12 protein-coding genes are annotated in these 12,465 nt (G+C 59.0%); 9 read left to right on the top strand and 3 right to left on the bottom strand.

From position 1 onward, the window contains the following. Nucleotides 1–241 precede the first annotated feature (241 nt). The 5 genes from NW863_RS03075 to NW863_RS03055 all read left to right on the top strand — a co-directional run bounded on the left by NW863_RS03075 (nt 242) and on the right by NW863_RS03055 (nt 4,848). Nucleotides 242–718, top strand: a complete 477-nt coding sequence (locus NW863_RS03075) for a DUF4168 domain-containing protein (RefSeq protein WP_414364308.1) — start codon at nt 242–244, stop codon at nt 716–718. Between the two features lie 445 nt (nt 719–1,163). Further along, the gene (locus tag NW863_RS03070; protein ID WP_414364307.1) at nt 1,164–1,313 is read left to right on the top strand and encodes a hypothetical protein; all 150 of its coding nucleotides are present in this window, start codon (nt 1,164–1,166) and stop codon (nt 1,311–1,313) included. A gap of 180 nt (nt 1,314–1,493) precedes the next feature. Continuing rightward, the gene (locus NW863_RS03065; protein ID WP_414364306.1) at nt 1,494–2,009 is read left to right on the top strand and encodes a DUF2062 domain-containing protein; all 516 of its coding nucleotides are present in this window, start codon (nt 1,494–1,496) and stop codon (nt 2,007–2,009) included. A gap of 198 nt (nt 2,010–2,207) precedes the next feature. Continuing rightward, complete coding sequence (gene map, locus NW863_RS03060) at nt 2,208–2,996, top strand: type I methionyl aminopeptidase (protein ID WP_414364341.1); 789 nt, start codon at nt 2,208–2,210, stop codon at nt 2,994–2,996. Nucleotides 2,997–3,003: 7 nt separating this feature from the next. After that, complete coding sequence (locus tag NW863_RS03055; protein WP_414364305.1) at nt 3,004–4,848, top strand: chloride channel protein; 1,845 nt, start codon at nt 3,004–3,006, stop codon at nt 4,846–4,848. Between the two features lie 158 nt (nt 4,849–5,006). On the opposite strand, the gene murG is transcribed toward NW863_RS03055, so the two are convergent. From murG to NW863_RS03040, 3 genes are read right to left on the bottom strand one after another with little or no spacing between them, the layout of a single operon-like run. Beyond that, nucleotides 5,007–6,095 carry an undecaprenyldiphospho-muramoylpentapeptide beta-N-acetylglucosaminyltransferase gene (gene murG / locus NW863_RS03050; protein ID WP_414364303.1) on the bottom strand — a complete coding sequence of 363 codons (1,089 nt, stop codon included), beginning with the start codon at nt 6,093–6,095 and terminating at the stop codon, nt 5,007–5,009. Between the two features lie 5 nt (nt 6,096–6,100). Further along, complete coding sequence (locus tag NW863_RS03045; protein ID WP_414364301.1) at nt 6,101–7,090, bottom strand: photosynthesis system II assembly factor Ycf48; 990 nt, start codon at nt 7,088–7,090, stop codon at nt 6,101–6,103. Between the two features lie 8 nt (nt 7,091–7,098). Next, nucleotides 7,099–7,515 carry a rubredoxin gene (locus NW863_RS03040; protein WP_414364300.1) on the bottom strand — a complete coding sequence of 139 codons (417 nt, stop codon included), beginning with the start codon at nt 7,513–7,515 and terminating at the stop codon, nt 7,099–7,101. A 345-nt stretch (nt 7,516–7,860) separates the two neighbouring features. Here NW863_RS03040 and NW863_RS03035 point away from each other — a divergent pair, with 345 nt between their 5' ends. From NW863_RS03035 to NW863_RS03020, 4 genes are all read left to right on the top strand, one after another. Then, nucleotides 7,861–8,271 (top strand): FHA domain-containing protein, encoded by a 411-nt coding sequence (locus tag NW863_RS03035; RefSeq protein ID WP_414364298.1) that lies wholly within the window; start codon nt 7,861–7,863, stop codon nt 8,269–8,271. Nucleotides 8,272–9,075: 804 nt separating this feature from the next. Then, complete coding sequence (locus tag NW863_RS03030) at nt 9,076–9,618, top strand: FHA domain-containing protein (RefSeq protein ID WP_414364296.1); 543 nt, start codon at nt 9,076–9,078, stop codon at nt 9,616–9,618. Nucleotides 9,619–9,763: 145 nt separating this feature from the next. Further along, on the top strand, nt 9,764–11,779 hold the full coding sequence (locus NW863_RS03025; protein WP_414364294.1) for an FHA domain-containing protein: 2,016 nt from the start codon (nt 9,764–9,766) through the stop codon (nt 11,777–11,779). Nucleotides 11,780–11,836: 57 nt separating this feature from the next. Beyond that, nucleotides 11,837–12,289: a hypothetical protein gene (locus tag NW863_RS03020; protein ID WP_414362169.1), complete on the top strand. Its 453-nt coding sequence runs from the start codon at nt 11,837–11,839 to the stop codon at nt 12,287–12,289. Nucleotides 12,290–12,465: the final 176 nt, after the last annotated feature.

Raw genomic sequence — 12,465 nt, 5'->3', positions numbered from 1 at the left:
AACCTAGAGCAGCTCCACCAAAGGGAATACTCGCGTGGCGAGCAGCCTTTGGAGAGAGTACTACGACTGTACAACCAGTTTTCTGTTTCTACAATATGTCCAGCAATATGTCCAGGATAGGTTTCCCATACTGCGTTAAACCCTTAGACGGCAGACAGACCTCTTGCTACTCTGGCTTCAGGCATGACCTGAGCCATGGGGGTTTTGGTCGGTCTCAGTCTAGGTCTAGGGAGTTTTGGGCATGAGGAAATTCGCGTTGCTGGTGAGTCTGGGATTGACTCTAGGATCCCCGCCGCTTTGGGCACAGAAGGCAACCTCGCTCGCCAGTCCTGCTGCAACTCCTTCTCCGGCTACAGGGGGGGATCCCAGCGCGCAAGCTTCCCCAACTCTAACTCCAGAGCAAGTTACCGATGCTCAGGTGGAGCAGTTGGTGCAGATTCTGTTGGAATTGGATCCTTTGATCCGGGAAGCCAGCGCTCAGTTGCGAGAGACCCAGAACGAAGAAGAGTACGAGCAGATTATGCAGCGCACGGAAACCCAAGCCAGCCGCATTGTCGAGAAGCAGGGGCTGACGGTGGCCGAATATCGCGAGCTGATGACCCTGGCCAACGAAGATCCTGTTCTGAACCAGCGAGTGCGGGCCCGCTTGCAAAAAGTGATCGAAGAAAGGGAGTCCTCTGCTTCTCCCCAGCCAGCCACCCCGACGCCTAGGCCCTAGGTTGAGCCGACTGCTGTTGGCTGGAGACAGAAAGAACCTAGGGCAACCGCGAGGTAGAACAAGTGTGGCCGGCCTCGCTGTTGAGGCAGATTTTCCCTTGCAACAAGTTCACCTGTTGTTGTACAGGGGTCAAGCTCAATCCTGTCCCTCCCTGCCGCCACAGATCCGAGCTGGGCACGCGCTAACCACTATTTGACGCTAACCTTGCAGGTACAGCGCAAGCCTTCCCGTCTTGCAAGGTAAAAAATAAAACGAGCTGCGAGGCAAATTATCAGCCTATTGGTGCAAGTTCCTTTCGGCATACAGCTCGCCAACGTAACCCCGTTAGCGGGTGGGGGGCCAAAGTTGAGGTACTGAGCAACTTTTTGGCAATCTTCCGGCTCCCGTCTCCCCAGGATGAGATCCTAGAATTGGAGTCTTCTAGGATCTTCTCTGGGACTTGAGGATGACAACTCCGCCTGAAAAGCCCGCCCCCAAAGTTCAAGCGGGATCTCTGCGAGCTGTGCTGAGCGTTGCACTGTTTCTGTTCTTACTGGCGCTGGTTTCCTACTTGAGTCTCAACTTCGTGCTGGCCTTGGTGGACAAGCTCAGCTAGCCACCCCCTGAGGCGATCCCTCGGCGCCGATCTGCCGGTAACCCTTTGTCTTCGGCAGCAGGAAAGATACAATGGATTTACACGGCTTAACACCTTTTCTCAGTTTCTACTCTCGCCATCATGAGCCCCCTCTCGTGGCTGAGACCATTTTCTTGGTTCACAGGTTCGCCGGGATCCGCTGTGCCCTATCTTGAGTCTCAACCTGCGCTGACGTTGCCGCGCCGGGATCTGGGCTGGAGGCGGTGGCTGCGCTACCTATATTTGCGCCTGTTGCGAATGCAATCCTCTCCCAAGGAGATTGCCCGCGGCCTGGCGGCGGGAGTTTTTGCGGGTTGTTTTCCCATCTTCGGCTTTCAAACCCTGGTGGCTCTGCTGTTGGCCGTTCCTTTGCGGGGCAACAAGCTGGTGGCGGCGGCAGGAACCTGGGTGAGCAACCCCCTCACCTATGTGCCGATCTATGCGTTTAACTACCGGGTGGGAGAATGGCTACTGGGATCCCGAACAGCCTTTGCCACTTCGGAACTGGTGGTAGCCCAGAACTGGATGCAGTGGGGCCTGGAGGTCTCGGGTACGCTCTTTGTCGGCTGTGCATTTGTCGGGTTTTGGGGCGCCCTCGTTAGCTACTTTCTGGGGCTGTGGCTGGTGCAGCGGATCCGCCGGCGGCGGAGAATGGGCCGAGTCTGCAATACCCTGTGAAGGGATGTAGGGCGGCTCAGAAGGCCCAACCCAAAGCTGAACTAGGCCGGGATCCCTGGCGGCTCAGACTTCAGAGATGGATCGAACTTCGGAGAACAGAAGGGTTTGACGATGGAAGACATGCGATCGCTATTAACCGATCTCAGCCGCCGCTCGCAGCGATGGGGGGAACAATTGGGATCCGCCTTGCAGACGGGCATGAGCCAGCTTACCCAAGCTCCTCAGCCGATTGTGTTGCTCTCGCCGCGGGAGCTGGAGAAGATGCGACGGGCCTGCCGCCTGGCCGCGGATCTGCTCAAGCACCTGGAGCCGATGGTGCAGCCGGGGGTTACCACCCAAGAGCTTAACGACGAGGCGGAGCGCTGGACGCGGGCCCACGGGGCCAGGAGCGCCCCTCTGGGCTACCACGGCTTTCCCAAGTCCATCTGCACCAGCGTCAACCACGTCGTCTGCCACGGCATTCCCAGCCCCAAACAGATCCTGCGGGAGGGGGACATTATCAATATTGATGTCACCCCAGTTTTGGATGGCTACCACGGCGACACTTCCAAAACGTTCTTTGTCGGGCAGCCTTCCGAGCGGGCGCGGCGTCTGGTGGAGGTGGCGGAAGAATGCCTGCGGCGAGGCATTGCCGCCGTGAGGCCAGGCGGCAGAGTTGGGGATATCGGGGCTGCCATCCAGGAGTACGCCGAGTCGCAGGGCTACAGTGTGGTGCGGGACTTTGTCGGCCACGGGGTGGGACGGCAATTCCACACGGCACCCCAGATCCCCCACTACGGCGAACGGGGGAAGGGGGAAAAGCTCCGCCCCGGCATGGTGTTCACCATCGAGCCGATGATCAACGAGGGTACCTGGGAAGTGAGGGTGCTGCCCGACAAGTGGACGGCTGTTACGGCAGATGGCAAGCTCTCCGCTCAGTTTGAACATACGGTTGCCGTTACCGAAACCGGCGTGGAGATCCTGACTCTGCCTTCTTCAAGCTCCTAAGCCCTTTATGGACAGTGTGAGCGCTGCCGATCCCCGCCTGCGTCTCTCCTCTGAGAATCTACTGCTGCTGCTGGCGGCAGCAGCGGGGTTGGGCACAGGGCTTTTGGTGGTGGGGTTTCGCTATCTCATCGGCTGGTGCCGCTATCTTTTGCAGGATACTCTCGTCGATAGCATTGTCAGGGCTGCGCAACAACACGGCCTGTTGCTGCTGGGATCCTGGGCAACCATTTTGGCGCCACTGCTGGGGGGTCTGTTGATCGGCACTCTGGGGGTGGTTCTGCCTTTCCCCAACCTCAGCCTCTCCAGTTTGGTGAGTTCCAACCGACCTCTCGCCCCTCGCCCAGAGTGGATCCCCCTTAAGCTGGTGGCTGCTGCCATCTCGTTGGGGGCGGGAGCCTCGCTTGGGCCAGAGGCCCCCAGCGTGGAAAGCGGGGCCCTGCTGGGATGTCTGCTCGGGCAAAACCTGCGCCTCTCGCGGGAGCGAGTGCAACTGTTAATGGCTGCAGGGGCAGCGGCGGGGCTGGCGGCGGGGTTTAACGCGCCGATTGCTGGGGTGTTTTTGGCGCTGGAGCTGGCCTTAGCTCGCTCCTTTACCACGTCGGCCGTCAGCGTCGTGGTGTTGGCAGCGGTGGTGTCGGCCCTGATCGCCCAGGTAGGGCTGGGGGCGCAGCCGGCCTTTCTGCTGCCGACCATTACCCAGCCGGCTTTTGTCTTACCTGCCTACGAGCTCCACAGCCTCCTGGAGGTGCCCCTCTATTTGGGTTTGGGCCTTTTGGCCAGCTTGGTCTCCATCGCCTTCGGCTACGCGCTGGAATGGGGCAAGCACCTGTTCGGTAGTGGCCTCCTGGCGGCCTGGCCGGCCTGGAGCAAGCCGATTCTGGGCGGTGGGATCCTGGGCTGTGTCGGCCTGGGGATCCCGTTGGCCCTGGGGGTGGGCTACGAGACGATTGAGTTGATTCTGCAGGCGGTGCCCTTTTCCCTCGGCCAGCTTGGCCTGCTGTTGCTAGGCAAGTTATTCCTTAGCGCAGTGAGCTTGGGCAGCGGCTTTGTCGGGGGAACCTTTGCCCCGGCTTTGTTCTTGGGGGCGGTGTTGGGGGCAGGCTACGGCCAGGTGTTGGGAAAGGCTTTGCCTGCTATTGCCCTCTCTCCCCCTGCCGCCTACGCCATGGTGGGCATGGGGGCGGTGTTGGCGGCCAGCGTGCGGGCTCCCCTAACGGCGATTTTGCTGCTGTTTGAGATGACGCGGGACTACCACATCGCCTTGCCAGTGATGGCAGCGGTGGGCTTGAGCATTTGGCTAACGGAGCAGTTGCACCCGCCGGCCATTTACCCTTCCGCCCGTCGCAGGCAGGAGCCGAAGGGCCTGACGGTTCAAGAGGTGATGGTGCCCCCTTCTCTGCTGCTGCAACAGGATACGCCCCTGCGGGAGGCCCTGGAGCGTTTGCTGCAACAAAAGTGTCACAGCGCTTTGGTGGTGGACGGGCAAGAGCGGCTGCGGGGCATTCTCACTCTGGAAGACCTCGAGCGGGCCCTGGCCCACAGGGAAGCCGGGGAATTGGCCGAACTGACGGTAGAGCAGGTCAGCCAGGCTCCTGTGCTCACTACCTTCCCCGACGAGGCCGTGGCGGTGGCCGCCGAGCCGATGTACGAATACGATTTGCGCCAGTTGCCAGTGGTCTCGCGGGAGGATCCGGAGCATGTGGTTGGCCTCCTGGATCGGGAGCGGGTGTTGCTCTCCCAAGAGATCGAATCTATGCGGCAAGTCCTTGAGCCGGAAGTTCTTGCTCCAGATGGGGGCAAAAATGGGATCCCTGCCCAGCCCACCCCCTCCTCCCCTACGCCGGCAGACTAGGGAGCAGCGCTGCCGCAGCGGGGCGGAGGGACATTCTTGACACTCCTCCACTAAAGTCGGGGGATTCTTACGCAGTCCATAAACGAACTCACAAAGGCACTGTCAAGACGCCTCTACACAGTTCCCTGCAGCAGAGCCCCAAGGTTCTGCTGGGGGAGTTAACGGGCAGAATCTCGGCAGATCTCCTGGAGCAGGTGGGCAACTGCCTTGCTGGCAGCGGGAAGAGCTGTCGCCTTCAAGTTGGCGGCCATTTGGGCAACCACCTGGGGCTGAGCCAGCCAGGCCAGCACCGTCTGCCGCAGCAAGGCTAGATTCTCCTCAGATTCTCGCATGACCACTCCCCCACCCCGTTCCACAAAGGCCAGGGCGTTGTGATACTGATGGTCTTCGGCGGCAAAAGGATAGGGGATCAAAATGGCGGGGGTGGCGGTGGCCCACAACTCTGCCAGGCTGAGGGCGCCAGCTCGGCTGATGGCAAAAGTTGCCCGCTGCAGCAGGGCCGCCACATCGGTGCGGAAAGGAAAAGCGCGGTAGCGGGGATGGGAAGGGATCCCAACCTCACTGCCGCCGGTCAAATGCACAATCCAGGCCCCTGCCTCCAACCAGGCCGGGGCACAGGCGGCCACCATGCGGTTCAGGCCCCGTGCCCCCTGGCTTCCCCCCATCACCACAATCAAAGGATCCCCCTCCGGAATTGGCAGATCCGCGGGCAAGGGCTGGGGCTGATAGAACTCCGATCGCACCGGCGTGCCCACCACGCAGGTGATCGCCCCTGGCAAATGCTCTGCCGTTTCCGCCATGCCCAGGGCCACCAGCCGACAAAATCTCCCCAGCCAGCGGGTCACCTTGCCCGGAAGGCAGTTGGACTCATGTAGCAACACCGGCACCCCCAGCGAGCGAGCCGCCAAGATGGTCGGGGCGGCGATGTAGCCGCCGGTGGTCAGTACAGCGTCAAACCGTCCTTTCCTAAGGATCCGCTGCACCTGCAGCGTTGCCCATGCCAACTGACCCAGGGATCCCAGCTTCTGCCAGGGGGATCCCTGCCAGCCGGACATGGCCACTCGGTGCAGCGGGTAGCGATCCGGCACCAGCTTCGCCTCCAGCCGCTGCGGCACCCCCAGCCACTCAATCTGCCAGGTTGGCAACTGCTCGACAACGGCCAGCGCCGGAAAGATGTGTCCTCCCGTTCCGCTGGCCGCAACCAACAGCCGCAGAGGTGAAGCTGTGTCCCTGGCGCGTGTGCTCACCCGTGTTAGGAGCCGTTGAGATCAACGTAGCGCAGGAGAGTACCCCGCTGCCCGAGGATAAACCCTTGCTCCGGGCCGAAAAACTCAATGCTGTAGAAATTGGCGGGAATGTTGCTCAATTGCTTGGCCTGCTCCCAGGTTTTGCCGCCATCGGGGCTATGGATCAGGGTAGCGCCGCCGCCTACCACCCATAAGTCGTGGTCGTTCTGGTAGGCCGCATTCAGATAGCCAAAGCTGAGGGCTCGCCCAGGGCGCAACGGCTTGGACCACTCGCCGGAGGTGAAGTCGTCCGTGAAAGCAATCTCCGCCCCTTGGTTCAATTTCCAGGCGCTGCCGTTGGGGCCAAAGCCCATGTTCTGAATGCGGCGAGAGCTTTCCCGTGGATACGGCTTCCAGGACCGACTTTCGGGGGTGTAGAGAAAGTAGAAGCTGCCCCGCGATGACACGGCCAGATACTCTCCTCCTGGGCCGCGGGCAATGTTTTTAATTGCCCCAATCGGTTCTTCTACCTGGGCATGCCAGGTCTGTCCCCCATCTTCCGTGCGGTAGATGGCCCCCACATTGGTTACCATCTCAGCAGCCCCAGGCCCCAGGGCTTGGATCAGGAGCGGCTCCCCCGGCAGTTGGTTGCTGAGGCGGATGGAAGTCCAGTCGGATCCCTCGTTGAGCGTGTGGAGGAGGATCTTCGGCTGCCCCACCACCCAGCCTTCTGCTCCAGCAAAGCTAATCGAGCTCAGGTAGGCTTCCGGCTCCAGTGCCGTCAGCTTGCGCACCTGCCAGTGGAGGCCACCATCCTGAGACTCCAACAGCGTCGCTTTATCGCCCACCAGCCAGCCATGAGAAGGGTTGGTGCCGGTGAAAGCAATGTCCAGCAGGATGTTCTGGGTGGGCACCTCGACTTGTTGCCAGGGCACCACCTTCATGTCTGGCATCCGCGCCGCCATCAGCAAGAGAGAGAAGGCAGCCAGCAGCACCAGTCTCCAGAGCTTAAGCATCTTGGCCATCACTCGACGAAGTAGAAACTCATCAAAAACAAAAATCCCAGCGCCAATCCCAAGAAGATGAGTAGGTTCTTTTGGGCAGGGGTCATTACATTGACCCCCAGGCCGTAGCGCAAGTTCTCTTGAAAACCGGAAGGCTTGCCCTTGGCGCCCACCGCTTGAAACAGGCGCTTGCCGGCGCGGCACACCGGACATCTCCAGTCGGCAGGCAGCTCCTCAAAGGGCACACCTGCCGGGATCCGATTGAGCTGATCCCCCTTGGCCGGCTCGTAAACATAGCCACAAGAGCGACATTCATAGCGCTGCATGCGCATGGGATCGCCAACCTGCGCATCGGCTTCATCTTCCGGCAACTCGATTAGCTTCGGTACCCTGGAGGGCTTGGGCGGGTTGACGGGATCCGGTTGCGAGCCATTCATGGTCTGGGAGGCATTTGCATCACCAGATCTTATTATGAGAGGAATTGTTACAAAAATCTACTCGGCCTTCTGATCCTTTCCTCAAAGCACCGATTGCCAACTCGGGGGGCGGGGAGATTTTGCAGAGTTAAAAACAGCCACGAGATGGGATCCCCTGGGACTCCGTCTTGAACAGGGGCCTACCTGGCCTATCTCTTGACACCTCTCCGGCAGCGTCAAGGAACGTCGTCTCACTCGCCAGCGGGGCGAAGGGGTCTGCCAGACAAACCGGCCAGGGTTCACGCCTTAGATCCCATGCTATGTTTTGACTATCCTATTCCCATGTTGTGCCAGTGGGTGTCCGCCATGACCACGCCCCCTCGCCGACCTACCCTCAACCACGTGTTGATCGTCAAGGATCGCCACGGGCCAAAGGCTTACTGGCTGACAGCCGAGCTCTATTCCCTGGGGCGGGATCCGAGCAACAGCATCCGCATCGACTCCCAATACGTCTCCCGCCACCACGCCATTTTGGTGAAGACTGAATCTCCCTCCTCTCCCGATGGGTTTACCTACCAAATCATCGATGGAGACATCCATGGCACGCCCAGCACCAACGGCCTCTACATCCGGGGGGAGCGGGTGGAGTTTCGCGATCTCGAGGACGGAGACGAGATCCAGTTTGGCAACGACGCTACTGCCACCTACTCCCTGCAAGCTCAGGATTTGGACAGGATTCTCTCCACCTTTGAAAATACCCAGATCGTTGGCCTGTGAGAGCCGATTCATCAGTTGGGGGGGAAGGCGGTGGCGGGGTCATTGACTCTTTGCAACGCAGCAGCTCTTGGATGAAAAGGCTGTTGGCCTGCTGGCGCGAACGGTGAGGGGGGCGCTGCCTGCCAACGTGGAATAGAGAGGCTGTTACTGGCTAGCGGGCGCTACCCAGGTCTGCAAGCTGGCTTCAACTCCAGAGCAGGCGACCAAGAGGGGCCTACGGCTTGCTGCGCGAAAGAGGCCACCCTGCAAGCCCCCGCTGCTACTGGCACCCACACCAACCCATAGGCCAAGCGGGAAAGCGTCAGCCCTGTCTGTATCCAAAACCAGGTGTCAATCCGGCTTGTGAGTGGGAGGGGATGTGGACTCCGACGCAGCCAAGGGGATTTCCCTAGCTGGGGCTGCTACAGGCCAGACTAGAAGTTCGTGGCTGGGTTGCTAAAAGCCCTCCGTTTTAGCTGTGGGCTAGTTTACGTTTGGTGGAGTGCTTTGAAAACTGTTTGGCCAGAGGTGTGAAGAACACAAAACATGCATCCTCCGGGGATCGCTGGAAATTTACAGCTCTAGGCTCCATGGCGGGGAGCGCTTGGGTAGTGTTTCAAGCGGAAAGGCAAAGAGATGTAATTCGGAAAACCTAACTCAGGTGATCTCAATCAGCACGAGCCTCTGTTCAAGAAGATAGGTTACAGTTAACCAAAGGGATAACAATTTTGACGAAAAAGACATCTTTTCCTTTCTAAGCTGACTTTTTGATAGGCTGAGGTCGATCACAGGGAACGGAGGCGTTGAACCGTGGAGCATGAAATCGTGTATCAACTAACCCTGGAATGGGTCGAGGCCGACCGGCGCCGATCTCAAACGGTGTTGCCCGTCCTCGGCAAGCTGGTTACCATCGGGCGGGATCCCGGCTGCGATGTGGTGCTCAACGACCCAACTCGCTCGGTCTCAGGAATCCATGCCGGGCTTTATCTCGATCCCAAAACTCTCAAGTTTTACATTCGCAACTTGACCCGGGATCGTTTGCCGCCTAAGCAACCCAACCCCATTTGGGTGAATGGCCGAAAAATCATTCAGGAAGAGCCTGCGCTCGAGGCCAATAGCCAAATTCAATTGGGGCGTATTGTGCTGAGCATAAAATCCATAGAGGTTGCCGGAAAAGATCAAGGGGTTTCTCTGAACCGCGGGACTTTGGGCACCCTCAAGGTTAAGTGCAGCCGCCTGGAAAACCCTCACTACCTGCCCCCGGAATATCAGGGCCAAAATTGCCCCTATTGCGGACATTTGGTCTTAAGTGCTTCGCTGGTGATCCCTCCTCCAGAGGCTGACAGAGCCCCGCGATCTCCTGCCTAGAGAACTAAACCGTTCCATTTTTCTCTTGGAGCCCAGCAGTTGAAAAAGGGATCCCAAGCCAAGTCCATGGTGACTCATGAGATTACATTGTTCTGTGTTGTTCTCGATTGAGTCATTTTTACCTTTACAGAGGTGAACAAAAGCCATGCAAATTCAACTAAGCTGGGAAGATCCCATTACCGAAGAACAGCAAGAGCTGATTTTTCCATTGCCTCTTGCCTTGGGCAGAGAGCTGGCCCAACTGCCCCAGGAATGGCAGGGGCAAGAAGTGGCCCGGGCGGTGTTTGCTAGCCGGGAGATCTCCCGTTACCACGCCCTTATCTATCTCGGTGAGGATGGTCAGGTCATCTACGAGGATCGCAGTGCCAACGGCAGCCGCATCAATGGGGAAAAAATCCGACAAGCACGCCGGGTGCTGCAGGGCGGGGAAGTGGTGGAGCTCGGCCCCTACAGCATCACCGTCAGTTTGCTGAGGGATCCCAACGCCACCCTGTTGATCGGCACCCCCACCCTTTTGCTGGAGCCCCGCACCGACCTCATTCGACCGGCCACCCAACCCGACACCGCATTTGAGGTTCCCCCGGCTTCCACGGTGGTTTTCGCCCCGGAGCAACTCCCCGAGGTGCGGGCCAGCTCAGACTTTCCGCCACCGGACTTGTTTCGAGCCGAGCAAATTGCCCTGAGCGCTCTCAAAGCCACCGGCCTACCCGTGGAGGAGACCCTCTATTTGGCGTTGGGCGGCGGTATGGGCAGCTTTGTCTGGGTGGATACCCTGCGCATCTATGGGGTCAGATCCGAACACATCCGCGTCATCAGCATTGCCCGCAAACCCTACGAACGCTATGAACGGCTGTTGACCAACTGCCAGATCCCCCGTTGGAAGCGAATTCGCTCCGGCTCCGATTCTTGCCCGGACAACATTTGGGGCTGGCCCGGCTATGCCTTGCGAGAGGCCTGGCGCTCTTTTTTCTCTGGCCAATTGTTGGAAGCACTCGGCTTTTTGTGGCAGGTCTTTAGTGAGCCTTTGTTGGCAGATACCTACACACCGCTGGCAGGGAATGTATTTGCCTCGATGGATCGGGAAGCAGCTCGCATTGGCTGGGATCAAATGCTTTGCTACGGCCATATTCGCGCCGTTCGCAAAACGGAGGATGGGCGATATGTGGTGGCCTATTCGGCAACGCGCCCCGGCCATACAGATCACCGCTTTATGGTGGCCAAGTACGTGCATTTGGCAACTGGGTACCCGGCCATCAGACTGCTCAACGATCTGCAAGAGTTTCGGGAAAAAACTGGCGATCTAAAGTCGGTGGTACACGGCTACGAGCCCCATGATCACGTTTATGAGCAATTGGAAAAACAGGGCGGCACGGTCTTGATCCGCGGATTTGGGATCGTCGCTTCCCAGGTGATGGAGCGCCTCTACCAAGCCCGCAAAGTCAACCCCCGCATCTCGGTGGTGCATCTGAGCCGTGCGCCCAAAGGCGGCAATCGCTTCGGACGGGCCAAACGGGCGGTGGAAAACCATTGGGAGTTTCAGCCTTTTAACTGGCCCAAAGGCACTTGGGGCGGGGTTCTGCGCGCCAAATTGGAAGCAGCAACCCCCCTGGAACGGCGCGAACTGCTGGAAGCCTGGGGCGGCACCACAACGGCAAGCCGGCGCAAGTGGCGGCGGATCGTGCGGCAAGGGCTGCAGGAGGGCTGGTACTCGATTGTCTTTGGCAAGGTGGAATCGGTGGTTCTCGGCGACAAGGGCAAGCCGGTGACCTACATTCGAGGTACCCACAACAACACCCAATTGAAGGTGGAAGCCGATTTCGTTATCGATTGCACGGGCTTGGTTTCGGATCCCATGACCAATCCCCTCCTCAATGATCTGATTACCCACTACAATCTGCCCCTCAATCCCCACGGACGCCTACATGTTTCCAACGATTTTGAGCTGGTGGAGATGCGCAACGGGGATGGACGGATGTACGCTGCCGGGATCATCACCTTAGGTGGACCCTATGCGCCGGTGGATACGTTTTTGGGCCTGCAGTACTGTGCCCATCGATCGGTGGAGCACTTGGCTCGGCTGGGGGCACCAGGGGTTAAAGGTCTAGAAGGGATCCGATCCCTGTGGCAGTGGTGCAAGTGGGCCTTGAACCTCAGCCCTTAGCCTTTGAACTGAAGCCAAACGAACTAACGATTTGGGCCAACGAAACTGGAGGAAACCATGACACCCACTCTCATTGGCCGTTGGCAAACCCGCATTTTTTTACTGGCTACTGTAGGTGTTTTAGCGACTTTGCCTTTTTACTTTGGACTGACTGGACATAGAGGCAGCCTTACCTATTTTTGGGTGCTGTTCTACGTAGGTTTGTTTGGCTGTGTTTGGGATGTTGTCTATAACTACCTGATGGGGTGGAGGTGGGATCACGATTGGCCTGGGATCCTGCAGCTTTTGGCCGGCATTTGGGAAGGGCTTTTCTTGGGCACAGTCCTGAGTCTGGTGGGCCTTCCCCATATCCCAAGCCAACGGTTTGACCTGGGCGACTTTATTCTCCACTACAGCGTGGTCTGGGTTTGCCTTTACCTCAGCGCTTGGGTGGTGATGCGGATTTTGTTTCCCCGCTGGCGCTTTCGCGGCGGAGAGTGGCTGGGGCCATGGCCTCGCTCCGACAACTAGAGAAACCAGAGTTTTGCCCCCCGCAAGCCTGTACTCTGATGGCTCGCACCCAGATCAACCTCTACCTGGAGATCCTTTGCGCCCCTGGGATCCTGCTGAAGCCGGATCCCTGCCGCCTCAGCTCCAGCTAGGGTGTCGGCTGGATTGACCAGATGTGGGATCCCCATCTGGATCCT

Source organism: Synechococcus sp. B60.1 (genome assembly GCF_047462555.1).
GTDB lineage: Bacteria > Cyanobacteriota > Cyanobacteriia > Thermostichales > Thermostichaceae > Thermostichus.
This window is presented reverse-complemented; position numbering and strand designations above follow the sequence as displayed.

What these genes read in the sequence shown, in the direction of transcription:
- map (WP_414364341.1), top strand. Translation starts at nt 2,208, where the DNA reads ATGAGCCAGCTTACCCAAGCTCCTCAGCCGATTGTGTTGCTCTCGCCG.
- NW863_RS03035 (WP_414364298.1), top strand. Translation starts at nt 7,861, where the DNA reads ATGACCACGCCCCCTCGCCGACCTACCCTCAACCACGTGTTGATCGTC.
- NW863_RS03075 (WP_414364308.1), top strand. Translation starts at nt 242, where the DNA reads ATGAGGAAATTCGCGTTGCTGGTGAGTCTGGGATTGACTCTAGGATCC.
- NW863_RS03070 (WP_414364307.1), top strand. Translation starts at nt 1,164, where the DNA reads ATGACAACTCCGCCTGAAAAGCCCGCCCCCAAAGTTCAAGCGGGATCT.
- NW863_RS03055 (WP_414364305.1), top strand. Translation starts at nt 3,004, where the DNA reads ATGGACAGTGTGAGCGCTGCCGATCCCCGCCTGCGTCTCTCCTCTGAG.
- NW863_RS03025 (WP_414364294.1), top strand. Translation starts at nt 9,764, where the DNA reads ATGCAAATTCAACTAAGCTGGGAAGATCCCATTACCGAAGAACAGCAA.
- NW863_RS03045 (WP_414364301.1), bottom strand. Translation starts at nt 7,090, where the DNA reads ATGCTTAAGCTCTGGAGACTGGTGCTGCTGGCTGCCTTCTCTCTCTTG.
- NW863_RS03040 (WP_414364300.1), bottom strand. Translation starts at nt 7,515, where the DNA reads ATGAATGGCTCGCAACCGGATCCCGTCAACCCGCCCAAGCCCTCCAGG.
- NW863_RS03020 (WP_414362169.1), top strand. Translation starts at nt 11,837, where the DNA reads ATGACACCCACTCTCATTGGCCGTTGGCAAACCCGCATTTTTTTACTG.